The organism is Microbacterium sp. NPDC056057 (assembly GCF_042266945.1).
Taxonomy (GTDB): Bacteria; Actinomycetota; Actinomycetes; order Actinomycetales; family Microbacteriaceae; genus Microbacterium; species Microbacterium trichothecenolyticum_C.
The window spans coordinates 826,159-852,268 of the sequence record NZ_JBHJWS010000003.1 but is presented as its reverse complement, the minus strand read 5'-3'; the positions used below and the strand labels follow the sequence as shown (position 1 = coordinate 852,268).

Annotated in this window: 21 protein-coding genes; 13 read left to right on the top strand and 8 right to left on the bottom strand. The window is 69.7% G+C overall.

Translation table 11 applies throughout. The annotated features are described in order from the left end of the window. Positions 1 to 59: 59 nt before the first annotated feature. On the bottom strand, positions 60 to 2,579 hold the full coding sequence (locus ACFC1K_RS15950) for a rhamnogalacturonan lyase (RefSeq protein ID WP_375872329.1): 2,520 nt from the start codon (positions 2,577 to 2,579) through the stop codon (positions 60 to 62). A 439-nt stretch (positions 2,580 to 3,018) separates the two neighbouring features. On the opposite strand from ACFC1K_RS15950, the gene ACFC1K_RS15945 reads away from it, so the two are divergent. Next, positions 3,019 to 3,852: an endonuclease domain-containing protein gene (locus ACFC1K_RS15945; protein ID WP_375872328.1), complete on the top strand. Its 834-nt coding sequence runs from the start codon at positions 3,019 to 3,021 to the stop codon at positions 3,850 to 3,852. 270 nt (positions 3,853 to 4,122) lie between these two features. Here ACFC1K_RS15945 and glgP read toward each other — a convergent pair whose 3' ends face one another. Next, positions 4,123 to 6,675 (bottom strand): alpha-glucan family phosphorylase, encoded by a 2,553-nt coding sequence (glgP, locus tag ACFC1K_RS15940; protein WP_375872327.1) that lies wholly within the window; start codon positions 6,673 to 6,675, stop codon positions 4,123 to 4,125. Between the two features lie 133 nt (positions 6,676 to 6,808). On the opposite strand from glgP, the gene ACFC1K_RS15935 reads away from it, so the two are divergent. After that, entirely contained in the window at positions 6,809 to 7,036 is a 228-nt protein-coding gene (locus ACFC1K_RS15935) for a response regulator (protein ID WP_310290250.1), read from the top strand. Further along, the gene (locus tag ACFC1K_RS15930) at positions 7,026 to 7,691 is read left to right on the top strand and encodes a CYTH domain-containing protein (RefSeq protein WP_375872326.1); all 666 of its coding nucleotides are present in this window, start codon (positions 7,026 to 7,028) and stop codon (positions 7,689 to 7,691) included. Before ACFC1K_RS15935 ends, ACFC1K_RS15930 begins: the two co-directional genes overlap by 11 nt. 56 nt (positions 7,692 to 7,747) lie before the next feature. Here the strand turns inward: ACFC1K_RS15930 and lpdA are convergent, their stop codons facing one another. Continuing rightward, positions 7,748 to 9,145, bottom strand: coding sequence for a dihydrolipoyl dehydrogenase (lpdA, locus tag ACFC1K_RS15925; protein WP_375872325.1), 1,398 nt, complete (start codon positions 9,143 to 9,145; stop codon positions 7,748 to 7,750). Between the two features lie 10 nt (positions 9,146 to 9,155). Then, entirely contained in the window at positions 9,156 to 9,836 is a 681-nt protein-coding gene (locus tag ACFC1K_RS15920) for a copper resistance protein CopC (protein ID WP_375872324.1), read from the bottom strand. A gap of 106 nt (positions 9,837 to 9,942) precedes the next feature. Here ACFC1K_RS15920 and ACFC1K_RS15915 point away from each other — a divergent pair, with 106 nt between their 5' ends. Then, a complete protein-coding gene (locus tag ACFC1K_RS15915; RefSeq protein ID WP_375872323.1) occupies positions 9,943 to 10,344 on the top strand; it encodes a hypothetical protein in 402 nt (133 codons plus the stop codon). A gap of 41 nt (positions 10,345 to 10,385) precedes the next feature. Here the strand turns inward: ACFC1K_RS15915 and ACFC1K_RS15910 are convergent, their stop codons facing one another. Then, entirely contained in the window at positions 10,386 to 10,736 is a 351-nt protein-coding gene (locus tag ACFC1K_RS15910) for a hypothetical protein (RefSeq protein ID WP_056367076.1), read from the bottom strand. A gap of 166 nt (positions 10,737 to 10,902) precedes the next feature. Here ACFC1K_RS15910 and ACFC1K_RS15905 point away from each other — a divergent pair, with 166 nt between their 5' ends. From ACFC1K_RS15905 to ACFC1K_RS15895, 3 genes are all read left to right on the top strand, one after another. Continuing rightward, the gene (locus ACFC1K_RS15905; protein WP_056367077.1) at positions 10,903 to 11,406 is read left to right on the top strand and encodes an FHA domain-containing protein; all 504 of its coding nucleotides are present in this window, start codon (positions 10,903 to 10,905) and stop codon (positions 11,404 to 11,406) included. Further along, complete coding sequence (locus tag ACFC1K_RS15900; RefSeq protein ID WP_310249566.1) at positions 11,406 to 12,098, top strand: MerR family transcriptional regulator; 693 nt, start codon at positions 11,406 to 11,408, stop codon at positions 12,096 to 12,098. The genes ACFC1K_RS15905 and ACFC1K_RS15900 overlap by 1 nt, the downstream gene beginning before the upstream one ends. Before the next feature lie 151 nt (positions 12,099 to 12,249). Beyond that, positions 12,250 to 12,792, top strand: a complete 543-nt coding sequence (locus tag ACFC1K_RS15895; protein WP_375872322.1) for a MerR family transcriptional regulator — start codon at positions 12,250 to 12,252, stop codon at positions 12,790 to 12,792. A 26-nt stretch (positions 12,793 to 12,818) separates the two neighbouring features. Here the strand turns inward: ACFC1K_RS15895 and ACFC1K_RS15890 are convergent, their stop codons facing one another. Beyond that, the gene (locus tag ACFC1K_RS15890) at positions 12,819 to 14,033 is read right to left on the bottom strand and encodes a trans-sulfuration enzyme family protein (protein WP_375872321.1); all 1,215 of its coding nucleotides are present in this window, start codon (positions 14,031 to 14,033) and stop codon (positions 12,819 to 12,821) included. Positions 14,034 to 14,329: 296 nt separating this feature from the next. Between ACFC1K_RS15890 and ACFC1K_RS15885 the strand changes: the two genes are divergently transcribed. Continuing rightward, the gene (locus tag ACFC1K_RS15885) at positions 14,330 to 15,313 is read left to right on the top strand and encodes a DUF559 domain-containing protein (protein WP_375872320.1); all 984 of its coding nucleotides are present in this window, start codon (positions 14,330 to 14,332) and stop codon (positions 15,311 to 15,313) included. A 177-nt stretch (positions 15,314 to 15,490) separates the two neighbouring features. Here ACFC1K_RS15885 and ACFC1K_RS15880 read toward each other — a convergent pair whose 3' ends face one another. Further along, positions 15,491 to 16,300, bottom strand: coding sequence for a ParA family protein (locus ACFC1K_RS15880; protein WP_310290271.1), 810 nt, complete (start codon positions 16,298 to 16,300; stop codon positions 15,491 to 15,493). 85 nt (positions 16,301 to 16,385) lie between these two features. On the opposite strand from ACFC1K_RS15880, the gene ACFC1K_RS15875 reads away from it, so the two are divergent. From ACFC1K_RS15875 to def, 3 genes are read left to right on the top strand one after another with little or no spacing between them, the layout of a single operon-like run. Further along, on the top strand, positions 16,386 to 19,793 hold the full coding sequence (locus ACFC1K_RS15875; RefSeq protein ID WP_375872319.1) for a pyruvate carboxylase: 3,408 nt from the start codon (positions 16,386 to 16,388) through the stop codon (positions 19,791 to 19,793). 51 nt (positions 19,794 to 19,844) lie between these two features. Then, the gene (locus tag ACFC1K_RS15870; RefSeq protein ID WP_375872318.1) at positions 19,845 to 21,902 is read left to right on the top strand and encodes an AAA family ATPase; all 2,058 of its coding nucleotides are present in this window, start codon (positions 19,845 to 19,847) and stop codon (positions 21,900 to 21,902) included. An 8-nt stretch (positions 21,903 to 21,910) separates the two neighbouring features. Continuing rightward, positions 21,911 to 22,402: a peptide deformylase gene (def, locus tag ACFC1K_RS15865; protein ID WP_056367084.1), complete on the top strand. Its 492-nt coding sequence runs from the start codon at positions 21,911 to 21,913 to the stop codon at positions 22,400 to 22,402. A 63-nt stretch (positions 22,403 to 22,465) separates the two neighbouring features. Here the strand turns inward: def and ACFC1K_RS15860 are convergent, their stop codons facing one another. Further along, positions 22,466 to 24,292, bottom strand: a complete 1,827-nt coding sequence (locus ACFC1K_RS15860) for an AMP-dependent synthetase/ligase (protein ID WP_375872317.1) — start codon at positions 24,290 to 24,292, stop codon at positions 22,466 to 22,468. Positions 24,293 to 24,444: 152 nt separating this feature from the next. Between ACFC1K_RS15860 and ACFC1K_RS15855 the strand changes: the two genes are divergently transcribed. Beyond that, positions 24,445 to 25,380 (top strand): ROK family glucokinase, encoded by a 936-nt coding sequence (locus ACFC1K_RS15855; protein WP_310291752.1) that lies wholly within the window; start codon positions 24,445 to 24,447, stop codon positions 25,378 to 25,380. 4 nt (positions 25,381 to 25,384) lie between these two features. Next, positions 25,385 to 26,074, top strand: a complete 690-nt coding sequence (locus tag ACFC1K_RS15850; RefSeq protein ID WP_310249578.1) for a lysophospholipid acyltransferase family protein — start codon at positions 25,385 to 25,387, stop codon at positions 26,072 to 26,074. The last annotated feature ends 36 nt before the right edge of the window (positions 26,075 to 26,110 follow it).

Genomic DNA, 26,110 nt, shown 5'->3' with positions numbered 1-26,110 from the left:
GCGGGAACACGGATGCCCCGACCCCGCGCAGCGCGCCGGGCCGAGGCATCCGTCGATCCTTACTTGCTGAACTGGTGCGTCCAGGTCGACACGGCGCCCGCGGCGACGGCGAAGCCGGCCTTCGGGACCGCGGTGACCTGCACCCTCGAACCCGCGGGAACCTTGACCAGCGGCTTCTCAGCCTTCACGCCGTTGACGTAGTAGTCGAACGCCTTGTCAGGCGTGACGACGACGTGGTCCGAGTTCGAACCCTTCGGGTCGGTGAACTTCGGCGCGCCGGGCGTCGCCGCGGTCGTGAGCACGGGCACGTTCGCGAAGTCCATGTCGCTCGCGAAGTAGTAGCTCGTGTACGACGGCTGGTTGTAGGTGGTGTTCTGGCGGGCCACCTCGGCGCGGTACTGCACGTCGTGCATGAGCGTCGGCAGCTTGTGCGTCGTCACCTCCGTGCTCGTGTAGATGCGCAGTGCGCTCGAGTCGACCGTGCGCACGAGCAGCTCCTCGCGCCAGTCGCCGAACACGTCGGCCACGAGCGACGGGTTGCCCTTGGTGCCGTTGTTCGTGCGCGTGCCGGTGGCGGTGAGCACGGTGCCGCGGGTCCAATCCTTGATCGTCGGTGTGACCTCGAGAGCGCCGTCGACGATCTGGGTGGTCATGTCGGCGGCCCAGCGGATCGACTGGTTGGTTCCGGGAGTGGATGCTGCGAGCGGCGTGTTCGTCGCGCTCAGCAGGCCCGATCCCTCCGTGCCGTTGGGCATGCTCGCCCACACCTCGAGGCCCGGCACGTCGGCGCGCACGTCGCCGATCATGCTGCGGCCCGTGTCGCGGCCCGAGTATGCGCCGAAGAGCACCTCGCCGGTCGCGGCGTCGCGCATCGCCGAGCCGTAGGGGGCGAACGTCGCACCCTCGTGCGCCGTCCAGATCTCGAGACCGGGGCGGTTCGGGTCGATGTCGGTGACGTGCATCGCGTCGCCGTGGCCGAGGCGCACGTTCTCACCGGGCGCGGCGCTGTCGGCGGGGAGCACATCGAACGAGCTGTACAGCAGTCCGCCGTCGTCGTCGATCGTGGCCGAGCCGTAGACGATCTCGTGCTTGCCGTCGCCGTCGACGTCGGCCGCGCTCAGCGAGTGGAAGCCCTGCGTGGTGATCGAGCCGTACACCGGGTCGGTGCCGTCGCGACCGTGCGGGCCGTCGTTGAACGGGTTCGTCATCGGCACGTGGCCGCTGTCGATCGCCCAGCGCGTGCTCAGGTGCTCGCCGTCCCAGTCGTAGGCGTGGATCGTCGTGCGCGTGTAGTAGCCGCGCGCGAAGACCGCCGACGGGTGCGTGCCGTCGAGGTACGCGACGCCCGCGAGGAAGCGGTCGACGCGGTTGCCCGGCTCGATGCGGGCCATCGCATAGTCTCCCCACAGCAGCCCGTCGTCGTCGCGGCCGGGCTCGTAGCGCACGGTCTCGAGCTCTTCGCCGGTGGCCGAGTCGAAGACCGAGAGGTACTCCGGACCGTCGACGATGAAGCCCTCGAACGTCGTGAGGTCGTTGCGCGCGCTGCGGCTCGGTGCGTACGTGGTGATGAAGTAGTCGACGAGCTCGGTCGCCGACGCGGTCGACAGCGGGTACTCGTGCGTCACCGGGATGCCGAACGCCTCCTCGAGGGTCGCCGGCCAGTTGCCCGCCACGACCTCGGGGTGCTCCGACCAGCCCTCGAACATCTCGATGAGGTGCTGACGGTAGTCGGCGGCGCTCAGGCGGTAGTCGTCGGCGGCGGTGTAGCCGGCCGCGAGGTCTTCGGCGAGCATCGTGATGCCGGCCTCGGCCGCGACCGAGCCGTCGGCGTTGTACCGGATCGAGGTCGTGCCGGGCGCCGTCTTCAGCATCGTCTCGGCGCGGCCGTCGCCGTCGAAGTCGTAGACCATGAACTGCGTGTAGTGCGCGCCCGCGCGGATGTTCACACCCAGGTCGATGCGGTTCAGCAGCGTGCCGTCGAGCTCGTACGTGTCGACATAGACGCTGCCCGTGTAGCCCTTCTGCGACACGTCCTTCGAGTTCGACGGGTCCCACTTCACGACGAACTCGTACGCGCCGTCGCCGTCGACGTCGGCCACCGACGCGTCGTTCGCGGAGTACGTGAACGCCTCGCCGGCGGGGGTGACACCGCCGGCCGGCTTCTGCAGCGGCAGGTCGTAGAACCCGTCGCCCCACACCGAGACGGGCGCGGACTGCTCGCCGGTCACGTCGTTCCAGGCGGGAGCGACCGTGTAGACGGATGCTGCGGACCCGTCCGCGTCGGCATAGTTCGTGCTGTCGTCGACCGTGGCGATGCGCTCGCCGTCGCGGAACACCGCGAACGACGGGCCGCTCACGCCGGTCTCGGTCGCGGGACCGGCTTCGGTCCCGAGCAGGCGCCAGCTGAGGAACACGCCCTCACCCGTCGACACGGCGACCAGGCCGCGGTCGAGGGCTTCGAGCTGGGCGCCGGCGGGGGAGGCCTGCTCGGCCAGCGCGGGCTGCGCCAGTCCGAGTGTGAGTGCGCACGCGGCCGAGCCGGCCACGAGCGCGCGGACAGAGGTGCTGCGGAGATTCATCGTCGAATCGCTCTCCCGAGGTTGCGGCCCGTGTGGGGACGGGCCTTCATCGTTGTCAACGTAAGGAATACGTTTTCCCGCACGACCCTAGTCAGCGACCTCGTGCGGGTCAACCGCCCGACCGCGCACATTGGAACGATTTAATGTGCGTCGCCCCGCGAGCACAGAATCGGAGGTCTGCCGGGACGCGCCGGGTCGCAGCATCCGTTTCCCGGCGTGTCGTAGGGAACCTCCGATTCTGTGCATCCTGGCCCCCCGGGCCCGAGCACAGCGTCGGAGGTCTTGTTCGCCGCGCCAGATGGCAGCATCTGTTTCGCGGCGTGTCGGGTGAAACCTCCGATTCTGTGCGCCTCCTCCACAGCGTGGCGGGGTTCGCCGGGCACTCCCAATTCCGGTGGAATGCGCGGACGGCGGATGCTGCGCCCGCGAGTCTGGCCGCATGTGCACCGCCTCTCCGCCCGCCGTCACGACGTATCGAGAGCTGAGAGCGTCGGGATTCTCGAGGTCGAAGATCACCGAAGGGCTCGCGGATGGCTCACTGATCTCGCCCCGTCGAGGAGTGTACGAGCGCGTCGGCGTGTGTGCGGACATCAAGACCGCGGCGGCGCACGGCGGCTGGGTCGCCTGCGTGAGCGCGGCACAACACCTCGGGCTCTGGGTCGCGGAGCACGGCGACGGGTTGCACGTGGGACTTCGCGCCCACGGGCGTGCATTTTCGCACCCGGAATGCTCGTGCGTCGCGCACTGGAGCGACCCGGACGACGACGAACGCAGCGCTTTCGGTGTGCCGTCGGTTCGGGTCGTCCTGCGGCAGATCCTGCGGTGCCAAGGGCTCGAGGCGTTCTTCGTGGCATTGGAGTCGGCTCTGCGGCGACGCACGCTGTCGAAAACCGACCTCGAGTGGGTGCGGCGGAGCACGAACGCCGACGCGAGGGAGGCGATCGCATTCGCTCGCAGCGATGCCGACAGCGGGCTCGAGTCGTTGCTGCGGTGGCGGCTTCGGCGTCGCGGGCTCAGTGTGCGGACGCAGCAGTCGATCACCTCGGTCGGCCGGGTGGACTTCGTGATCGGCGAGCGCCTGATCGTCGAGGTCGACGGCGCGCCCAACCACGACGGCGAGTCGCATCGCCACAAGGACCTCGTGCGCGACGCGAACGCAGCGGCGTGGGGCTTCGTCACGCTGCGCTTCGACTATGCCCTGGTCGTCCACGACTGGGAGACCGTCGAACTCGCCATCCTCGGCCTCGTCGACCGCGGGCTGCACCTCGCCTGAGCGTGCACATAATCGGAGGTGTCGGCGACACGCCGGGTGGCAGCATCCGCTCCCCGGCGTGTCAGGCGAAGCCTCCGATTCTTTGCGCAGGGTGCCTGGAGTCGGTCCGGAACACAGAGTCGGAGGCTTTCGGCAACACGCCGGCTACCGGAAGTCGGAACCCGCGTGTCGCGCGGAACCTCCGATTCTGTGCACGCCCACTGCACCGCGAGACGACGGATGCCTCGGCCCGGCGCAGTGAGCCGGGCCGAGGCATCCGTGTGCGAAGTCCTACGAGGCGTAGGTGACGAGGCCGAGCTCCACCGGCGACACCAGCTGCGGATGCGCGGGGCGCACGCGGACGGTGTAGCCGAAGGTGCCGGTCACGCCGAGCGGGAGGGTGCCGCTGAACACCGTCGCGCCGTCGGCGGCGGACGCGCCGGGGGAGAGGCGGTACACCGAGTGGTCGCGCGACAGCGCGTCGTCCTCGTTCGTCGCGCCGTACAGCAGCTCGACCGCGACATCGTCGGGCGAGAGTCCGTCGAGGCGGACGTCGGCGCGCACCTCGAGGGTGTCGCCGGCCTGCGCCTGCTGCGGGATGCCCGAGCTGTCGACGCTCGCGATCGACACGCGGCCCCACGCTTCGCGCACGCGGCTGACGAATGCGGCGACTGCGCGCGCCTCGAGGAACCCGTTCGCGCGCAGCGCGACGTCGTGCGCCGCCGCCGGCACGTACAGACGCTGGACGTAGTCGCGCACCATGCGGTCGCTCGTCGCCTTCTTGCCGAGCTCGGTCATGGTGTGGCGCACCATGTCGAGCCAGCGGAGCGGAATGCCGCCTTCGCGCTCGTAGAAGCGCGGCACCAGCTGGTGCTCGATGAGGTCGTAGAGGGCCGCCGCCTCGTCGTCGTCGCGCTCCTCGTCGTTCGCCGCGGTGTCGGCGGTGGGGATCGCCCAGCCGTTCTCGCCGTCGTACCACTCGTCCCACCACCCGTCGAGGATCGAGAGGTTGAGCGCGCCGTTGAGCGCGGCCTTCATGCCGCTCGTGCCGCATGCCTCGAGCGGGCGCAGCGGGTTGTTGAGCCACACGTCGCAGCCGGGGTAGAGGTCCTTCGCGAGCGTGATGTCGTAGTCCGGCAGGAACACGATGCGCCCGCGCACCTTCGGGTCGCGGCTGAAGCGCACCAGCTGCTGGATCAGGATCTTGCCGGAGTCGTCGGCCGGGTGCGACTTGCCGCCGATCACGATCTGCACGGGGCGCTCGGGGTCGGTGAGCAGACGCGTCAGCCGCTCGGGGTCGCGCAGCATGAGCGTCAGGCGCTTGTACGTCGGTACGCGGCGCGCGAAGCCGATCGTCAGCACCTCCGGGTCGAGCAGGTCCTCGACCCACGACGGGGTGTGACCGTTGGAGACGGATGCTGCCACCCGCCGCCGCGCCTCGGCCACGAGCTCGCCCTTCATCTGCTGGCGGACGCCCCACAGCTCGGCGTCGCTGACGACGTTCCGGTCGGTCCAGTCGTGCGTGTCGGTGTGCGCATCGCCCCACGCGCGCTCGCTCACGGCCTTGAGCGCGGGGTGCACCCAGGTCGGAGCGTGCACGCCGTTGGTGATCGACGTGATCGGCACCTCGTCGGTGTCGACGCCCGGCCACAGCATGCCGAACATGCCACGGCTGACCTCGCCGTGCAGCACCGAGACGCCGTTGGCGTGCTGGCCGAGGTGCAGGCCGAGCACCGCCATGTTGAAGACGCCCTGGTCGCCGCCCTCCCAGGTCTCGAGGCCGAGCGAGATCGCGCGGCCGGCGTCGAGACCCTGGAACAGGCCGCTCGAGAGGAAGTCCGCGATGAGGTCGCGGGGGAAGCGGTCGATGCCCGCGGGCACCGGCGTGTGGGTCGTGAAGACCGTGCCGGCGCGCACCTGTGCGAGAGCCTCGTCGAAGCTCAGCCCGTCGTGGGTGATGAGCTCCGACATGCGCTCGAGTCCCTGGAACCCGGCGTGGCCTTCGTTGGTGTGATAGACGTCCGGGGTGGGGCGGCCGTTCAGCTCCGACCACGCGCGCACCGCGCGCACGCCGCCGACGCCGAGCAGCAGCTCCTGCAGCAGGCGGTGCTCGCCGCCGCCGCCGTAGAGGCGGTCGGTGACGCGGCGCATCTCGTCGGTGTTCGAGGGCGTCTCGGAATCGAGCAGCAGCAGCGGGATGCGGCCGATGTCGGCGACCCAGACGCGCGCGTGCAGGCGGCGGTCGCCCGGCAGGTCGAGCGCGATCTCTACGGGGGCGCCCTCGCGGTTGCGCAGGAGCGTCAGCCCGAGGCCGTACGGGTCGAGCAGCGGGTAGCTCTCGCGCTGCCAGCCGTCGTCTCCGATCGACTGGCGGAAGTAGCCGGCGCGGTAGAAGAGGCCGACGCCCGTGAGCGGCACACCCAGGTCGGACGCGCTCTTGAGGTGGTCGCCGGCGAGGATGCCGAGGCCGCCGGAGTACTGCGGCAGCGAGCCGTCGACGCCGAACTCGGGGGAGAAGTACGCGATGTGCACGGGCTTGTCGCCCTCGAGCTGCTGGAACCAGCGGTCGCCGTCGAGATAGGCGGTGAGGCGCTCGTCCTCCTCGCGCACACGGGCGACGAACTCTTCGTCCCGCGCGAGCTCGTCGAGGCGCTCCTGGCCCAGTGCGCCGAGCATCCGTGCCGGGTTCGCGCCGATCTCGTCCCACAGGACGGGATCCATCGAGGCGAATAGCGCGTGCGTCGCACGACTCCACGACCAGCGCCAGTTGGAGGCGAGGCGGTCGAGCGGGGCGAGGGATGCGGCGAGGACGGGACGGACGGTGAACGTTCGGATGGCCTTCACGCTCGCGATTCTAGGGGCAAAAGCTGGAAGCGCTTGCACCCTTTCGGTGAACAACAGTGCCGCCCGCGTGACACGGGGTGCCGCGAATCGCCAGGGAGCGGCCCGCGTCGGGTGCCGGGTCTACGCTGGCGCTATGGCAATCGCACGACTGCACGGCGGACCCCTCGACGGACAGATCATTCCGCTCGACCCGACCGTCTCCGACTCGTATATCGTCCCCTACGGCGAAGGACAGCTGGTCTACCGCCGCGAAGGCGAAGAGACCCATACGGGCGACCAGGACGGGCCGACCGAGACCCGCTTCGTGTACATCGAGGCGACCGAAGACATCGATCCCAACCCCGACGGTCGTGACGACTGACCGTACTCCCGACGCAGCCGGCGACGCCGGTGCGGCCGGCGCGTCGCACAGCGTCGAGGTCGAGCTGAAGTTCGACGTCGACGAGTCGACGCCGCTGCCCGACTGGTCGGCGCTTCCCGGCGTGGCGCACGTCGGCGACCCCGAGCTGCGTCAGCTCGACGCCACCTACCTCGACAGCGACGATCTCGCGCTCGCGCACGCCGGCTACGCGGTGCGCCACCGCACCGGCGGACCCGACGAGGGCTGGCACATCAAGGGCCCGCGCGGTGCCGACGGCGGCCGGATCGAGCTGCACTGGCCGATCGGCCCGGTGCATGAGATCCCGGATGCTGTCGCCGACGCGGTCTCGAAGATCGCCAGTGCGTCGGACTTCGCGCCGATCGCGCGCATCCGCAACAGCCGTACCGCTTTCGCGCTGCAGGACGAGCACGGCCGCCTCGTGGCGGAGTTCGTCGACGACCACGTGACAGCCACCGACGAGCGCTCCGGCACGGACCGGTCCTGGCGCGAGTGGGAGTTCGAACTCGGACCCGCCGCCCCCGCCTCGGACGAGGAGCGCGCGGCGTTGCTCACAGCCGCCGAAGCCGCGGTGCAGGCCGCAGGCGGCCGGGCCGCGGCATCCGATTCCAAACTCGCCCGCACGCTCGGCGCCTGAACGCACGAGAACGCCCCGGACCTTCGAGAAGGTCCGGGGCGTTTCGCGTCAGCTGATCAGAGGTTGATCATGTGGCCGGCGAGGCCGTGGAAGGCCTCCTGCACGGCCTCCGACAGCGTCGGGTGCGTGTGGACGTTGCGCGCCGCCTCGAGAGCGGTGAGGTCCCACTTCTGCGCGAGCGTGAGCTCGGGCAGAAGCTCCGAGACGTCGGGGCCGATGAGGTGGCCGCCGAGCAGCTCGAGGTGCTCGCCGTCGGCGATCAGCTTGACGAAGCCGATGGGCTCGCCCAGGCCGTTCGCCTTGCCGTTCGCCGAGAACGGGAACTTCGCGACCTTGACGTCGTAGCCGGCGTCGCGCGCCTGCTGCTCGGTGAGGCCGAACGAGGCCACCTGCGGCGAGCAGAACGTGGCGCGCGGCATCATGCGGTAGTCGCCGAGCGTCATGGTCTCGGCCTTGCCGATGGTCTCGGCGGCGACGACGCCCTGCGCCTCGGCCACATGCGCGAGCTGCAGCTTCGCGGTGACGTCGCCGATCGCGTAGATGTGCGGCACGTTGGTGCGCATGTGGTCGTCGATGTCGATCGCGCCGCGGTCGGTGAGCTTCACGCCGGTGTTCTCGAGACCGAAGCCCTCGACGTTGGCGGCGAAGCCGATCGACATCATGACCTTGTCGGCGTCGATGGAGCCCTGGCTGCCGTCCTTGGCGGTGTAGGTCACGGTGACCTTGTCGCCCTGGTCGGTGACCGTCTCGACCTTGGTCGAGGTGAGGATGTCGACGCCGTAGTTCTTGTACTGGCGGGCGATCTCCTTCGAGACGTCCGCGTCCTCGTTGGGCAGCGCACGGTCGAGGAACTCGATGATCGTGACCTTGACGCCGTAGTTCACCATCACGAAGGCGAACTCCATGCCGATGGCGCCGGCGCCGACGATGACGATCGACTGGGGCAGGTCGCGGGCGAGGATCTGCTCCTCGTACGTCACGACGTTGCCACCGATCTGCACGCCCGGGAGCAGACGCACCTTCGAGCCGGTCGAGATGATCGCGTTGTCGAAGGTGACGCGCTCGGTGGTGCCGTCGGCCTTCTTGACGTCGATCGTGTTCGCGTCGACGAACGACCCGCGACCCTCGTACTCGTCGACCTTGTTCTTCTTCATCAGGTAGTGGATGCCCTTGACGTGGGTGTCCGCCACCTTGCGGCTGCGGTCCCAGGCGACTCCGAAGTCGAAGCGCACGTCACCCGAGATGCCGAACAGGTCGGCCTTGTGGTGGAACTGGTGCGCGAGGTCGGCGTTCTTGAGCAGAGCCTTCGAGGGGATGCAGCCGACGTTGAGGCACACACCGCCCCAGTACTTCTCTTCGATGATGGCGACCTTGAGGCCGAGCTGCGAAGCGCGGACGGCTGCGACGTAGCCGCCGGGCCCCGCGCCGAGGATGGCGACGTCGTAATGAGGCATGGTCTCAAGCCTATCGGTCGGTGGGGGGCACGGAGTCGGGCTGCGAGGTGCCGTCGGCAGGGCCGGCAGCGCCGTTCGCGAGGGCCTTCTCGCGGCGGGCGCGGGAGACCAGGAGGTACACGACCGCGGCGATGAGCGCGAGGGCCAGCACGCCCGCGATGATCCACGGCAGCGCGCTCGATCCCTCGTCCGCCACAGGTTCGCTCGTGACTGTCGGCGTGGGCTCGGCGGACTGGGGCGGCGCCGCGGTCTCGGTGGGCGTCGGGGTGGCCGTCTCGGTCGGCGTCGGTGCGCCCGCGACCGTGAAGGTGAACTCGCCCGAGATGGGGTGCCCGTCGCTCGAGACGACCTTCCACAGCACCGTGACGGCACCGGATGCCTCGCCCGTGAGCGGCTGCGTCAGCACGTTGTCCTGCGCGGTCGGCGTGCCGTCGACGAGCGACGCGCCCGAGGCATCCGTCACCTCCACGACCGAAGCGCCGGCGTCGTCGGCGATCTCGGCGCTGAACGTGAGGGTCAGCTGCGCGGGAAGGGCGTCGAGCGTGCTGTCGGCGGCGGGGTCGCTGCCCAGCAGTTCGTCGTGCGCCTGCGCGGAAGATGCGGTCGCGAGGACGACGCCGAAGGCGACGAGCAGTGCGGCGAGGAATGCCCAGACCCGGGCTGGAAGCGGCTTTTGAAGAGTTTGTGACATCACCTGATCGAGCCTATCCGGCTCTTTGCTGAGGGCCTCCCGAGGTCTAGCCTGGCGATTGGCGGGCCCCCTGCCCGTCGTCCCCACACGCGGAAGGATGCGGCAGATGGATCAGATGATGATGGGCGCCATGTCGAAGGACATGATGTCGATGCCCGGCATGCAGGCGATGGACATGTCGGTCATGCAGGCCTGTATGGACGCCTGCTCGGCCTGCGAGCAGGCATGCACGGTGTGCTCCACGCAGATGATGTCGTGCGCTCCCGCATGCATGAACTGCGCCGACATGTGCAACACGATGATGCGCGCCATGATGCGGATGCAGGGCATGAACCCGGCGACCATGATGTCGATGCTCGACGCCTGCATGGCGATGTGCCAGATTACGATGGACGAGTGCATGGAGCACGCGGACCACAGCGAGGTCTGCAAGATGTGCGCTCAGGCGTGCAAGGCGTGCATGGACGCCTGCATGGCCATGAAGGACATGATGATGGCGATGAGCTGACGCTCGTCGCTTTCTTTTGACCGCGGTGCGGCCTGCCCGGCTCAGCCGCGGAGGACGTTGAACCGCGCGCCGCCGACGGCGAGCACGTGGTAGCGCTCGTGGAGCGCGACCGGCGTGCCGGGCGTCGCGGCCGCGGCAGCGCCGGTGCCGTTCCAGAGGGCGACCGGGGTCCAGTCGGCGAGCGTGCGGACGATCACGAAGCCCGAGCGCTCGTCGGAGGCCTCGACGATCGCGTCCGCCCAGTCCGACGGCGTCGCCGAAGCGAGGCGCGCCTGGATCAGGTGCAGCGCGTGACCGGGGGCGTAGGACGAGCAGGTGTCACCGTGGTCGCACATGCACGCCGCAGCCTCGCGCACCTCGAGGGGCGGGATGTGGCTGTGCGGGCTCGACACGGTGATCTCCTTCTGGTCAACGGATCTTTGCCGGTCCTGCCAGGGTAGAAGGACCGCCTTGCGGCCCGCATGTCGAGTGACACGCGGCGAAACATTGCGGGAACGGCGAACGTCCTCTTCCGAGCCGGGGGCGATCGGATAGGCTGGCCGGACGAAGGAGGAAACCGTGGAGCACGACCGCCGACCCGATCAGGGCGACATCCGCCGGGCCGCAGGGTCTGACGCACACGAGTCCGACCGCGCCGCCGACACGACGCAGACGTTCGGCCACGACTCCGACCTGTCGTTCGTGCCCTTCGGCAGCGAGCTCGGCGAGGCCGAGCTCGACGCGATCGACGCCCTTCCGTCCGGCGCAGCCCTGCTGCTCGTCCGTTCCGGACCCACCGCAGGCGCCCGCTACCTGCTCGATGCCGACGTCACGTCCGTGGGGCGGCATCCCGAGGCCGACATCTTCTTCGACGACGTCACCGTCTCGCGTCGCCACGCGGAGATCAACCGCACCGGCACCGCCTTCGAGCTCGTCGACCAGCGTTCGCTGAACGGCACCTACGTGAACGGCGAGCGGGTCGACAGGGCCGCGCTCACCAACGGCGCCGAGGTGCGCATCGGCAAGTTCCGCCTCAACTTCTTCGTCTCACCGGCTGACCTCTCCAGGGCGACGGAGGCCTGATGCCCGCGGCTTCCGCCCGTGACAGGGCGTCGTCCGCGGGTCTTCTCAGCATCGGTCAGGTCCTCGCGCGTCTGTCGCCCGAGTTCCCGTCACTGACCTCCAGCAAGCTGCGCTTCCTCGAGGTCCAGGGGATCATCACACCGCTGCGCACGGAGTCGGGCTACCGCAAGTTCTCGCAGGACGACCTCGAGCGCCTGCGCCTCGCCCTCACCCTGCAGCGCGACCACTACCTGCCGCTGTCGGTCATCCGCGACTACCTCGAAGACGTCGACGCCGGTCGCGATCCTGCGACGCCGACCGCCGTGCCGCCGCCGTCCATCGTGCCCGCGCCGCGCCGGTACCGCCGCGACGAGCTCCTGTCGGCCGCCGGCGCCGCGCCGCAGCTGCTCAACGACGCCATCAGCACCGGCATCCTCGCGGGCGCCGAGTCGTACACCGAGCAGTCGGTGACGCTGCTGCGCGCACTCGTCGCGCTGGACCGCCACGGCATCGAGCCGCGCCACGTCCGCGCCCTCCGGCAGAGCGCCGAACGCGATGTCGCGCTCGTCGAGTCGGCTCTCGCACCGCTGCTGCGCCGGACGGATGCCTCGTCCCGCGGCCGCGCCGGCGAGCTGGCGCCCGAACTGACCCGGCGCCTCGACGATGTGCGGGCCATCTTCGTGCGGGCGGCGCTCGACCGCATGCTGTCCTGAGCCCGACTTCGTCGCGCGAGCAGTTCGAGGGTTTCCGGCCACGCGGATCGTCGAAGTGCGCGACACGCCGACCCCCGAACGCCGGATGTCATTGCCGCGGGGGGGAGGCTGATCTAGCGTGGAACTATTCGATCCGGAGGGGGGAACGAGCATGACCGGAGACGTTGCTCCAGGCGAACCGTTCAGTGCAGAACTCCTCTTCACCGACGGTCTTCCCGCGATGGATGACGAGGTCGGCTACCGCGGCGCGGCCGCGGCGAAGGCCGCCGGAATCACCTATCGCCAACTCGACTACTGGGCCCGCACCGAGCTCGTCCAGCCGACCGTCCGCGGGGCCAGCGGATCGGGCTCGCAGCGACTGTACGGCTTCCGCGACATCCTCGTGCTGAAGCTCGTCAAGCGCCTGCTCGACACCGGCATCTCGCTGCAGCAGATCCGCACGGCGGTCGACCAGCTGCGCGCCGCCGGCATCCGCGACCTGGCGGGCACGACGCTCATGAGCGACGGGGCATCCGTCTATCTGTGCACGTCCAACGACGAGGTCATCGATCTCGTCAGCCGCGGTCAGGGCGTCTTCGGCATCGCCGTCGGCAAGGTGCTGCGCGAGGTCGAATCGAAGCTCCTCGAGTTCGAAGTCGAGAAGCCCGACGCGATGGACGAGCTCGCGGTGCGTCGCGCCGCACGCTCCGCGTAAGGCGCGCCGCACCGCTCCGTTCCGGGTCAGCCCAGCGCGGACTCCACCCGCTCGCGCACGCCCGCGGTAGCGGTGAGGGCCTGATCGAGGTCGGCGATGAGGTCGGCCGGATCCTCCAGGCCGATCGAGAGGCGCACGAGCGCGTCCGAGGGCTTCGCGTCGGCGCTGACCGGCCGGTGGGTGAGCGCCGCAGGGTGCTGGATGAGCGAGTCGACACTGCCGAGCGACACGGCGTGGGTGAAGAGCTGGACGGATGCCGTCAGCGCCGCCGCGGCGTCGAAGCCGTCGGCGAGCTCGATCGCGATCATCGCGCCCGGACCCGACTGCTGGGTGCCGATGAGGCCTCGGGGATCGCTGTCGGCGAACCCGGGGAAGTGCACGCGTGCGACCTCGGGGCGTGAGAGCAGCCATTCCGCGACGACGCGCGCGCCGTCCTGCTGGGCGCGCATGCGCACCGGGAGGGTCGCCAGGCCGCGGTGCAACAGGTACGCCGCGAGGGGATGCATGATCGCGCCGGTGATGGCGCGTGTGCGCCGCAGTGCCGCGGCGAGTCGCGCGTCGCATGCGACGACGCCGCCCACGACGTCGCCGTGGCCGCCGAGGTACTTCGTCGCGCTGTGCAGCGAGAGCGACGCGCCGAGGTCGAGCGGGTGCTGCAGCACGGGGGTCGCGAAGGTGTTGTCGACGAGCACCGGGACCTCGCCTGCGGCCGCGGCCACCCGGCGGATGTCGACGAGCTCGAGCGTCGGGTTCGCCGGGCTTTCGAGCACGACGAGCGCGGTGTCGTCGCGCAGTGCTGCGGCGACGTCGTCGGGGGAGCAGAACGTCGTCTCGACGCCGAGCAGGCCCGACGCGAGCAGGTGGTCGGTGCCGCCGTACAGCGGACGCACGGCCACGACGTGGCGCTTCTGGGACTCGTGAGTGAGAGCCAGCAGCACGGCGGTGACGGCGGCCATGCCGGACGAGAACGCGACCGCCTCTTCGGCGTGCTCGAGACGCGCCAGAGCCTCCTCGAAGCGCGCGACCGTGGGGTTCCACAGTCGCGCGTAGACGTTCGACCCGCCCTCGAAGGGGTGGCCGCCGGTCGCGAGGACCTCGTACGACATGCCACCGAGCTCGATGCCCGGCAGGGGATTGGTCGACGAGAGGTCGAGGGGGAGAGCGTGAACGCCCAGGCTCGCGAGATCGTCGCGGCCGGCGTGCACGGCAAGGCTGTCAGGGTGCAGCGTCATCGATGCCATGGCGATATGGTCAGCGAAATCGCGACGAATGGCAAGTCGAGCCCACCCGCACGTGCACAACTAGCGCAATGTGCTCATTCCGTGAGCAAAGTGGTGACTCCCGGATGCTGCGGGACGCAGCATCCGTCCCCGCGGCGCCGACCGCCCCGCAGCTCGTGGGCTCCCGTGTGCGCCGTCCCAACTGTTCGTTCGTCACAGATGTACACGTGGCGGACGATGCGGCGTACATCTGTGACGAACGAACCAAGGGGGAGATGTGCCGCGGGGTGCGGGGCTGTGGATAGAACGCAACGCCGATGCGCGACATCCGACACGGTGGAACCGTGGATCAACAACCGTCAGAGCAGGGCTTCCTGGTCCACGATGCGCGCAAATCGGGGAGATCGCGCCGATGGATCGATGGCGGGCAGTTCGACCGGCCGTTCCACGGAGTGCGCGCTCCTCGGGTGGACGACGCGGACGCTCACGCCGATGATTTCGAGCTCGCCCGGCAGCAGATCCTGCGCTCAGCCTCACACTGGTCTCTGCATATGCACCGGACGGAATACTTCAGCCACCTCACGGCCGCAATCATCTGGGGTCTCCCACTTCCTGCGTGGGGAGCGCTTTCAAGGGAGTTGCATGTCAGCTCACCTGGCCGCGCCACGCGGGTGCAAGGGGCGACCGGGCATCAGGTGCGACCCAGCCTCGTCACGATAGTGACGGATCCGAAGCATGGCCTGCGGGTCACCGACCCCGCGACGACGTGGGCGATGCTGGCCGTGATGCTGCGACACCCATACGACGTGGTCGCAGTCGGCGATGCGATCGTCCGGACGCCGCGCATCCCTGGTCCGAGCGGGCGTGTCGAGCACCCACCGCTGGGATCGATTGCGGGGCTTGCGGCAGCGATGATGGCGGGTCGCCGAGTCGGAGTGCGCACGCTGCGCGACGCGCTGCCCCTTGTTCGACCGGGGGCGGCATCCCGGCCCGAGACGTGGGCTCGGCTCACGCTCGTGGACGCGGGACTGCCGGAACCCCTCCTCGACTTCGATGTGTACGACGACCGGGGGACGTTCGTCGGCTGTGTCGACCTCGTCTATCTGGAGTGGAAGATCGCCATCGAGTACGAAGGCGACCAGCACCGGACCGATCCCGTGCAGTGGCAGCGCGACATCGAGAAGCACGAGAAGCTCGCCGACATCGGCTGGCGCGTCGTTCGCGTCCCCCGCAACCAGCTCTTCCTGGAGCCCGGTGTGTTCATCGGTCGCGTGCGAGCGCTTCTCCGTTCGCGAGGCTGACGTCCCGGGGCGGGTGCCGTGCACCAGCCGTGTTCCCGCCCTCTACCCGCTGTTCGTTCGCCACAGATGTACGCCCGAATCGCGTTTCGCCGTACATCTGTGACGAACGAACAGATAAGCGGGGGAGGCGGCGAAACCGCGGAGGGGACGGATGCTGCGGGACGCAGCATCCGTGAATCAGGAGCGCGAGTCCTCCGGGACCGGGATGCGGCCCGTGCGCATGATGCGGTCGAGCAGCGAGTCGAAGTCCGCGGCGAGCTCCTGGGCGGAGTCGCCGGGCCAGATGTGCAGCGGCTTGGCGGCGCCCTGCGCCTGCTGGAGCGAAGTGCGCTCGGGCAGCTGCGGGCTCAGCACGAGCGGGCCGAACATGTCGCGCAGCTCCTTGATGCGGAACTGGTGCTCGATCGACTGCGGGCGCACGCGGTTGACCACGATGCCCAGCGGCTGAAGGCGGGGGGAGAGGCCGCGGCGGATCTCTTCGATCGCACGCAGGGCGCGGTCGGCGGCCGCCACGGAGAAGAGTCCCGGCTCGGTCACGACGATCACGCGGTCGGAGGCCGCCCACGCGGTGCGCGTGAGGGCGTTGAGCGACGGCGCGCAGTCGATGAGCACGAGGTCGTAGTCCGCCTCGATGGTGGCGAGCGCCTCTTCGAGCTTCCAGACGTCACGGACGCTCGGGTGGGGCCCGTCGAAGTTGATGGCTGACGGGCTGCCGATCATGACGTCGATCGTGCCCGGGTGCACCTTCGCCCAACCGCTGGAGGTGATGGCCTGACGGACCGTCTTCTCCTTGGGATTGGCGAGGACATCTGCGACATTCAGGCGGCCGGCCACCTGGATGTCCATGCCCGTCGAGACGTCGGACTGCGGGTCGAGGTCGACGACGAGCGTGCGGACACCGCGGGCGAAAGCCGCCGACGCGAGTCCGAGAGTCACGGTCGTCTTGCCGACGCCACCCTTGAGCGAGCTGACGGATAGGACGTGCACAAGCCACCACGTTACCGTCCCCTAGGCTGAGAGCACACTCAGCCCGTTTTTCGGGCCCTGCTGCGCCGCCGCACACGGAGGTCTCATGTTCCGCAAGATCCTGGTCGCGAACCGAGGCGAGATCGCCATCCGGGCATTCCGCGCCGCGTATGAGCTGGGGGCGCGCACCGTGGCGGTGTTCCCCTTCGAGGACCGCGGCTCCCTGCACCGTCAGAAGGCCGACGAGTCGTACGAGATCGGTGAGAAGGGCCATCCGGTCCGCGCGTACCTCGATGTCGACGAGATCGTCCGCGTCGCTCTCGCGGCCGGTGCCGACGCCATCTACCCGGGCTACGGCTTCCTCTCCGAGAACCCCGAGCTCGCCGAGAAGGCGGCCGCGAACGGCATCGCCTTCATCGGACCGCCCTCGAAGGTGCTCGAGATGGCCGGCAACAAGGTCACCGCGAAGCAGCACGCGGTCGCCGCGGGCGTGCCCGTGCTGCGCTCCACCGACGCGTCGGACGACGTCGACGCGCTGCTCGCCCAAGCCGATGACATCGGGTTCCCGATCTTCGTGAAGGCGGTCGCCGGGGGCGGCGGACGAGGGATGCGGCGGGTCGAGCGCAAGGAAGAGCTCGCGCCCGCGCTGGCCGAGGCCATGCGCGAAGCGGGCAGCGCCTTCGGCGACGCCCGTGTCTTCCTCGAGCAGGCGGTGCAGCGGCCCCGTCACGTCGAGGTGCAGATCCTCGCCGACAACACGGGCGAGACCGTGCATCTTTTCGAGCGCGACTGCTCGGTGCAGCGTCGCCACCAGAAGGTGATCGAGATCGCTCCGGCGCCGAACCTCGACCCCGCCATCCGCGACGCGCTCCACGGCTACGCGGTCGCGTTCGCGCGGTCGATCGGCTACGAGAACGCCGGCACCGTCGAGTTCCTCCTCGAGACCGCCGGCCCCCGCACCGGCGAGGTCGTCTTCATCGAGATGAACCCGCGCATCCAGGTCGAGCACACCGTCACCGAGGAGGTGACGGACGTCGACCTCGTGCAGTCGCAGATGCGCATCGCCGCCGGCCAGACGATCGCCGACCTCGGCCTGACGCAGGACCGCATCCAGCTGCGGGGTGCGGCGCTGCAGTGCCGCATCACGACCGAGGACCCGTCGCAGGGCTTCCGTCCCGACACCGGGCGCATCACCACGTACCGGTCGCCCGGTGGCGCGGGCATCCGTCTCGACGGTGGCACGACCGCTGCCGGCTCGCAGATCAGCCCGCACTTCGACTCGATGCTCGCGAAGCTCACGTGCCGAGGTCGCGACTTCCCGGCCGCCGTCGCGCGCGCCCGTCGTGCCCTGGCCGAGTTCCGCATCCGCGGTGTCGCCACGAACATCCCGTTCCTCCGGGCGGTGCTCGACGACCCCGCGTTCGTCGCGGGCGACGTCAGCACCTCGTTCATCGACGAGCGGCCCGAGCTGCTCACGAGCAACCCGTCGCGCGACCGTGCGACGAAGCTCCTCAACTGGCTCGGCGACGTCACCGTCAACCGCCCGTACGGCGAGAAGCCCGTGTCCGTCTCGCCCGGCAGCAAGCTGCCCGCCATCGACCTCTCGTCGCCGCCGCCCGCCGGCACGCTCGACCGCCTGCGCGAACTCGGCCCCGAGGGCTTCGCCCGGGCGCTGCGGGCACAGAGCGGTCTCGCCGTCACCGAGACGACCTTCCGCGACGCGCACCAGTCGCTGCTCGCCACCCGGGTGCGCACGCGCGACCTCGTCCGCGTCGGCCCGCACGTCGCCCGCATGACGCCGCAGCTGCTGTCGGTCGAGGCCTGGGGCGGCGCGACCTACGACGTCGCGCTGCGCTTCCTCGCCGAGGACCCGTGGGAGCGTCTCGAGGCGCTGCGCGCCGCGATGCCGAACATCCCGATCCAGATGCTGCTGCGCGGCCGCAACACCGTCGGCTATACGCCGCGCCCCGTCGAGGTGACCGACGCCTTCGTACGCGAGGCGGCCGCCACGGGCGTCGACATCTTCCGCATCTTCGACGCCCTGAACGACGTGTCGCAGATGCGTCCGGCCATCGACGCCGTGCGCTCCACGGGCACCGCGATCGCCGAGGTGGCGCTCTGCTACACGTCTGATCTGCTCGACCCGTCCGAGAAGCTGTACACGCTCGACTACTACCTGCGCCTCGCGGAGCAGATCGTCGAGTCGGGCGCGCACATCCTCGCCATCAAGGACATGGCCGGCCTCGTGCGTCCGGCGGCCGCGGCGAAGCTCGTCGCGGCTCTGCGAGAGAACTTCGACCTTCCGGTGCACCTGCACACGCATGACACCGCGGGCGGTCAGCTCGCGACGCTGCTCGCGGCGAGTGCCGCGGGAGTGGACGCGGTGGATGCTGCAGCCGCCCCGATGTCGGGAACCACGAGCCAGCCGTCGCTCTCTGCGCTGGTCGCCGCGCTCGCCCACACCGACCGCGACACCGGCCTCAGCCTGCAGGCGGTCAGCGACCTCGAGCCGTACTGGGAGGGCGTCCGCCACCTGTACCGTCCGTTCGAGTCGGGCCTCGCGTCGCCGACGGGCCGCGTGTACCACCACGAGATCCCGGGCGGGCAGCTGTCGAACCTGCGCCAGCAGGCGATCGCCCTCGGCCTCGCCGACGACTTCGAGCTCATCGAGGACATGTACGCCGCCGCCGACCGCATCCTGGGTCGCATCCCGAAGGTGACGCCGTCGTCGAAGGTCGTCGGCGACCTCGCCCTCGCGCTCGTGGCGGTGCGCGCCGATCCCGCCGACTTCGAGGAGAATCCGCAGAACTACGACATCCCCGACTCGGTTGTCGGCTTCATGGCGGGCGAGCTGGGCGACCTTCCTGGCGGCTGGCCCGAGCCCTTCCGCACGAAGGTGCTCGCGGGCCGCACGATCTCGATCGACATCCCGCCGCTCACGGCGGAGGAGCAGGAAGGTCTTGCGGGCGACGCCGCGACGCGCCGTCGCACCCTCAACCGCCTGCTGTTCCCCGGCCCCGCGCGCGACTTCGAGAAGAACCGTGAGACGTACGGCGACCTGACCGCGCTCGGCACTCCCGACTACCTCTACGGGCTGAAGCCGGGGGAGGAGCACGTCGCCGAGATCGACCCGGGCGTGCAGCTGTACGTCGGTCTCGAGGCGATCGGCGAAGCCGATCCCAAGGGCATGCGCACCGTCATGACGACCCTCAACGGCCAGCTGCGGCCCGTGTTCGTGCGCGACCGCAGCATCAAGGTCGAGGCGCGCCAGGCCGAGAGGGCCGACACCTCGAAGCCGGGGCAGGTCGCAGCGCCGTTCTCGGGCGTCGTCACCCTCAAGGCGAAGGCCGGTGACACCGTCAACGCCGGCCAGCCGGTCGCGTCGATCGAGGCCATGAAGATGGAGGCGGCGATCACCGCACCCGTCGACGGCGTCGTCGAGCGCCTCGTGATCGCGGAGACCGCGCAGGTCGACGCCGGCGACCTTTTGGTCGTCATCCGTCCGGCGCAGTAACCTGGAGGGCGGCATCCGCCCGAAACGCCGTCTTTTCAGGAGAGCTCCGCAGTGACGCCCGATCGCATCGAACACACGCCCGACGAGCCTGAGAACGGCGTGCTGTCCGACACCGGAAGCATCGACACGACCGGTCTCGGCATCCTGGGTGGTGCGACGGCGCAGGTGAACGTCGAGCTGCCCTCCGAATCCGACGACGCCCGTGAGGACGACGGCGTCATCGACGACGAGGTCCCCTTCGTGATCGAGATCCCGGCCGACGCCGATCTCCCGGTTTTCGAGGCTGCTCCGATCGAGGAGTTCTCGACCGACACCACCGAGGCCGAGATCGTCGAGAACGCCGCCGGCCTCGAGGAGTGGACCGTGGAGGGCGAGGGCTTCGCCCCGGCGCCGCCCGTCGAGGACATCGCCGACGCCGAGATCGTCGAGGTGATCGAGGCCGAGTTCGACGTCGAGGACGCCGACGTGGTCGACGAGGCCGAGCCCGAGCCGGCGGTTGAGCCCGTGGCCGAGCCTGAACCCGTGGCCGAGGAACCGACGGCCGACGTCGAGGAGCTCGAGCCGGTCTCCGAGGAGCCGTTCTCCGAGGAGCCCGAGCCCGGGGCTGACGCCGACGAGCCTGACGCCGACGCCGACGCCGACGAGCCTGAGGCCGTCGCCGACGAGCCCGAGGCGGAACCCGTAGCGGCCGAGCCCGCACCCGCGGAGCCGGCCGTCGACGAGTTCGCGATCGCCGACTTCGACGCCGTCGACTTCGAGGACGCCGACTTCGACGGCGAGTTCGATCCGGCCGAGTTCGACCTCGAGCTCGCCGAGGACGGCGTGGAGGCCGCGCTGGCGGAGAACGCCGCAACGGGAGACGATGTCATGGCGACCGACGACCCCGTGGAGGAGCCCATGAGCGCCAAGACCCCGGCCGACGACGACAAGGCAGCCGCGACTCCGGCGCCGGCAGCGCCCAAGCCGGCGCCCGCCCGGCCGTCGGTCCCGGCTGCGGCCGCCGCCGCGAAGACGGCCACCGGCCCGACGCCCGCCACCCGCCGCGAGGCCAACCACACCGGCGCCCAGCCGGTCGTGGAGCGCACGGCCGTCGAGCGTGCGGGCTTCCCGCGCGGCGACGTCGCCCTGACCTCGAAGCGCCTCGGCGAATTCGAGGCCGGCCGCGAGACCGCGGACCTGCTCACCGCCGATCGGCTGCTCGACCCGCACCAGGTGATCCGCCCCGAGCCCGAGGGCGCGTGGCAGCACTTCTTGTACTCGATCTCGGGGAAGCGCATCAACCTGGGCGACAGCAAGCGTGCGAAGGCCCGCAAGGACCTCGACCGTCGCATCGCGGCCCCGCTCACCGGCGGCGCCCGATTCGTCCCGGTCCTGTCGCGCAAGGGCGGCGTCGGCAAGACGACGGTGACCACCCTGCTCGGCCAGGCGCTGGCCGACGCCCGCGACGACCGCGTGATCGCCATCGACGCGAACCCCGACCGCGGCACGCTCGCCGAGCGCATCACCCGTGACAGCGGCAAGACCGTGCGCGATCTCGTGCGCATGAGCCCCGAGGTTGTCGGCTTCAACGACCTGTCGGGCATCGTCGCGCGCGACGAGACGCGCCTCGACGTGGTCGCGTCCGACACCGACCCGCGTGTGTCGGAGGCGTTCAACGACGCCGACTACCGGGATGTCGCGGCCCTCGCGGCCCACTACTACTCGGTGGTGCTCACCGACACCGGTACCGGCATCGTCCACTCCGTGATGGGCGCCACACTCGACCTCGCCGACCAGATCGTGATCGTCGCCGGCCTGAGCGTCGACGAGGCCCGTCTCGCCTCCGAGACGCTGACGTGGCTCGAGACCAACGGCTACGCCGACAAGGTGCGCAGCGCCGTGGTCGTGCTGAACAACGCGCGGCCGGGGCATCCGCTCGTCCAGCTCGACGAGCTGGAATCGCACTTCCGCACCCGCGTGCGCGCGGTCGTGCGTGTGCCGTACGACCCGCACATCGCGGCCGGCAGCGCCATCGTGTTCCGCGAGCTGCAGCCCGCGACGCGCGAGGCCGCGCGTCAGCTCGCCGCGACCGTGGTCGAGGGCCTCCGTTCGCTCGCATCGGCGGCCTGAGGCATCCGATGGCAGTCCGTCCCATCCGTGTCTTCGGCGACCCCGTCCTGAAGTCCGTCAGCACCCCTATCGGTGAGATCGACGACGGCGTGCGCGCCCTCGTTCGCGACCTCGTCGACACCGTCGAGCTGCCTGGCCGCGCCGGCGTGGCCGCGCCGCAGATCGGCGTCGGGCTGCGCGCCTTCAGCTACAACATCGACGGCGACATCGGCTACGTCCTGAACCCGGTGCTGGTCGAGGTGTCCGGAGAGCCCGAGGCCATCGGCGAGGGCTGCCTGTCGGTGCCCGGCCTCTGGCACGACGCCGTCCGCTACCCGCGGGCGAAGGTCGTCGGCATCGACCTCGACGGCAATGAGATCGTGCTCGAGGGCGAGGGCCTCCTCGCCCAGGCGCTCCAGCACGAGACCGATCACCTCGACGGCACGCTGTACCTCGATCGGCTCACGAAGGAGCAGCGTCGCGTCGCGATGCGCGAGATCCGCGAGTCCGACTGGTTCTGAGACACAGAAGAGGAGCGGATGCCGGGGTCCCCGGCATCCGCTCCTCTCTTGTTTCTTCTGAGCTCAGCTGAGCGAGACGTTGGTGGTGTTCACCGGCACCGAGTAGAGCTCTGCGACGTCGGACGCGAAGTCCTCGAGGATCACGTTGCGCTTGATGCTCATCTTCGGCGTGAGGTGTCCGCTGCTTTCCGTCCACTCGGTGGGGAGGATCACGAACTTGCGGATCGACTCAGCGCGCGACACGTTCTTGTTCGCGATGTCGATCGCCCGCTGGACCTCGGCACGCACGGCGTCGTTCTTCGCGGCGTCGGCGAGTGACATGTCGGCCGGAAGGCTGTTGTTCGACAGCCACGCCGGAAGCATCTCGGGATCGAGCGTGACCAACGCACCGATGAAGGGCTTCTGGTCACCGACGACGACGACCTGCCCGACGATCGGGTTGGCGCGGATGGGATCCTCCAGCGCGGCCGGCGCGACGTTCTTGCCACCCGCGGTGACGAGGATCTCCTTCTTGCGACCGGTGATCGTGAGGAAGCCCTCGTCGTCGAACGCGCCGATGTCGCCGGTCTTGAACCAGTCGCCGTCGAACGTGGCGGCGGTCGCCTCGGGATTGCGCCAGTACTCCTTGAACACGTTGATGCCGCGCACCTGGATCTCGCCGTCCTCGGCGAGACGGACGCCCACGCCCGGGATCACGGGACCGACGGTGCCGATCTTGGACTTGCGCGCCTGGTTGACCGTCGCGGGTGCCGTCGTCTCGGTGAGGCCGTAGCCCTCGAGGATGTTCACTCCGAGGCTGTGGAAGAAGTGGCCGAGTCGCGGGCCGAGCGGTGCCGAGCCCGAGACCGCAAAGGCGACGCGTCCGCCCATCGCGGTGCGCAGCTTCGAGTAGACCAGCCGGTCGAAGAGCGCGAACTTGATCTTCGTGCCGAGCGGGATCTTCTTGCCCTCCTGCTGAAGGCGGGAGTGCTCGATCGCGGTGTGGGCGGCGGCGCGGAAGATCTTGCCCTTGCCGCCGGCCTCGGCCTTCTGCTCGGCCGAGTTGTAGACCTTCTCGAACACGCGCGGCACGGCCAGGAGGAACGTCGGCTTGAACGAGCCGAGGGCGGGCAGCAGCTGCTTCGTGTCGGGCTGGTGGCCCGTCTTCACACCCGCCTGGATGTCGAGGATCGAAATGAACCGCGCGAACACGTGGGCCGTCGTGATGAACAGCAGCGTCGAGGCTCCCGGCGTCTCGAAGACCTCGCGGTTGGAGCGGGCGGCGTTGCGCGTGAGCTCGACGAAGTTGCTGTGGGTCAGCACGCAGCCCTTGGGACGCCCGGTCGAGCCGGACGTGTAGATGAGGGTGGCGATGTCGGCGCCGTTGGCGATGTTGCGGCGTCGCTCGATCTCGTCGTCCGAGACGCCGGCGCCATCGGTGACGAGCTTGTCGAGGTCGCCGCTGTGCATCTCCCACGCGGAGCGGATGAGCGGCAGCTCGGCTCGCACCTCGGCGAAGCGTGCGGTGTGATCGGGAAGCTCGGTGATGATCGCCACGGCGCCCGAGTCGGTGAGGTTCCACGCGATCTGCGCGCTCGAGCTGGTCTCGTAGATCGGCACCATGACCGCGCCGGCATAGAACAGCGCGAAGTCGACGAGCGTCCACTCATAGGTGGTGCGGGCGATGAAGCCCACCTTGTCGCCGGGCTCGATGCCGCCCGCGACGAAGCCCTTGGCCAGCGCGATGACCTGCTTCTGGAACTCGGCCGCGGTGATGTCGCGCCATCCCTCGCCCTCTGGCACGGCGAACAGCGCGAGGTTCGGCGTCGCCTTGACGCGCTCGACCAGGAGGTCGGTGATATTCGCCTGCGGGTCGGCGGGGACGATAGCGGGGACTTCGAATTGAACCACGGCAGCTCCTTCGGTACCGGACGACTTAATCTCGGGTGGATCTCATCCGAGTCTAATCAGGTGTCACATCAGACTCAGCGGGGGATGTGGAGAGCACCGCCTGGATAGACTGCAAGGCGCTGTCGCGCGTGCGGCGGATGGAGAGGGAGAACGTGCTCAAGGTCGGCATCGACATCGGCGGAACCAAGATCGCGGGCGGAGTCGTCGACTCCGATGGCACCATCGTCGAACAGCTCCGCGTCGACACCCCCACCGACACCGCCGCGCTCGCCCAGGCCGTGGTCGACATGGCCCGCTACTTCCGCGGCGCGCACGACGTCGCCGCCGTGGGCGTCGCGGCGGCCGGCTTCATCGATCGCGACCGGGCGACCGTCATCCACGCCCCCAACATCGCGTGGCACAACGAGCCGCTGAAGGCCACGCTCGAAGAGGGCATCGGCCTGCCGGTCACCATCGAGAACGACGCGAACGCCGCCGGGTGGGCCGAGTTCCGCTTCGGCGCCGGCCGCGGCGTCGAGCACATGGTGATGCTCACGATGGGCACCGGAGTCGGCGGCGCCATCGTCCTCGACGGCGAGCTCTTCCGCGGCGGTCACGGCGTCGCCGCCGAGCTCGGTCACATCCGCTTCATCCGCGACGGCATCCTGTGCGGCTGCGGTCAGCACGGATGCCTCGAACAGTATGCGTCGGGCCGCGCTCTGCAGCGCGAGGCCAACGACATCGCCGACGGCGGCGGCATCGGCGCTGCGCTGGCGGCCCACCGCGCCGAGAACGGCAAGATCAGCGGACCGGCGGTGTCGCGCCTCGTGCTCGCGGGCGACCCTGGTGCCGCCGAGGCGCTGCGTCGCGTCGCGACCGCGCTCGGCGAGGCGTGCGGCGGGTTCCAGGCGGTGCTCGACCCCGAGCTCTTCGTCATCGGCGGCGGGGTCGCCCAGCTCGGCGACGCACTGCTCGAGCCCATGCGCGTCGCGTACGAGAAGTCGCTGCCGGGCTACGGAGATCGGCCGATCGCGACCTTCAAGATCGCGAAGCTCGTCAACGACGCGGGCCTCATCGGAGCGGCCGATCTCGCGGGGACAGAGGCGTAGCGCGATGTTCTACTGGCTGATGAAGTACGTGGTCATCGGACCGATCGTCAAGGCGATCTGGCGCCCGTGGATCGTCGGCCGTCGCAACGTCCCCGCCGAGGGAGCCGCGATCCTCGCGAGCAACCACCTCTCGTTCGTGGACTCGATCTTCCTGCCGCTCATGCTCGACCGGCCGGTCGCGTTCCTCGCCAAGAGCGACTACTTCACCGGCAAGGGTCTCAAGGGCTGGGCGACCCGCATGTTCTTCAAGGGCACGGGTCAGCTCCCCATCGACCGTTCGGGCGGCAAGGCGTCCGAGGCATCCCTCAACACGGGACTGCAGGTGCTGGGTCGGGGTGACCTCCTCGGCATCTACCCCGAGGGCACCCGCAGCCCCGACGGCAAGCTCTACCGCGGCCGCACCGGCATCGCGCGCATGGCGCTCGAAGCGCACGTGCCGGTGGTGCCCGTGGTCATGGTCGACACCGACACGATGATGCCGATCGGCACCACGGTGCCTCGGATCGTGCGGGTCGGCATCGTCGTGGGCGAGCCCCTCGACTTCTCGCGTTTCGAGGGCATGGAGGGCGACCGCTACATCCTGCGCTCGATCACCGACGAGATCATGGTCGCGCTGCAGCGGCTGGGGGAGCAGGAGTACGACGACGTGTACGCGTCGACCGTCAAGGACCGGCTCAAGACGAAGACCCGCTGAACGCGGAGTGGCCGGTCGTCACGCGGCGCCGGTGCC

Bases quoted from the DNA above. Each gene is read 5' to 3' on its own strand.
- ACFC1K_RS15950 (WP_375872329.1), bottom strand. From the start codon at position 2,579: ATGAATCTCCGCAGCACCTCTGTCCGCGCGCTCGTGGCCGGCTCGGCC.
- ACFC1K_RS15945 (WP_375872328.1), top strand. From the start codon at position 3,019: ATGTGCACCGCCTCTCCGCCCGCCGTCACGACGTATCGAGAGCTGAGA.
- ACFC1K_RS15935 (WP_310290250.1), top strand. From the start codon at position 6,809: ATGGCAATCGCACGACTGCACGGCGGACCCCTCGACGGACAGATCATT.
- lpdA (WP_375872325.1), bottom strand. From the start codon at position 9,145: ATGCCTCATTACGACGTCGCCATCCTCGGCGCGGGGCCCGGCGGCTAC.
- ACFC1K_RS15920 (WP_375872324.1), bottom strand. From the start codon at position 9,836: ATGTCACAAACTCTTCAAAAGCCGCTTCCAGCCCGGGTCTGGGCATTC.
- ACFC1K_RS15915 (WP_375872323.1), top strand. From the start codon at position 9,943: ATGGATCAGATGATGATGGGCGCCATGTCGAAGGACATGATGTCGATG.
- ACFC1K_RS15900 (WP_310249566.1), top strand. From the start codon at position 11,406: ATGCCCGCGGCTTCCGCCCGTGACAGGGCGTCGTCCGCGGGTCTTCTC.
- ACFC1K_RS15895 (WP_375872322.1), top strand. From the start codon at position 12,250: ATGACCGGAGACGTTGCTCCAGGCGAACCGTTCAGTGCAGAACTCCTC.
- ACFC1K_RS15890 (WP_375872321.1), bottom strand. From the start codon at position 14,033: ATGGCATCGATGACGCTGCACCCTGACAGCCTTGCCGTGCACGCCGGC.
- ACFC1K_RS15885 (WP_375872320.1), top strand. From the start codon at position 14,330: ATGCGCGACATCCGACACGGTGGAACCGTGGATCAACAACCGTCAGAG.
- ACFC1K_RS15875 (WP_375872319.1), top strand. From the start codon at position 16,386: ATGTTCCGCAAGATCCTGGTCGCGAACCGAGGCGAGATCGCCATCCGG.
- def (WP_056367084.1), top strand. From the start codon at position 21,911: ATGGCAGTCCGTCCCATCCGTGTCTTCGGCGACCCCGTCCTGAAGTCC.
- ACFC1K_RS15850 (WP_310249578.1), top strand. From the start codon at position 25,385: ATGTTCTACTGGCTGATGAAGTACGTGGTCATCGGACCGATCGTCAAG.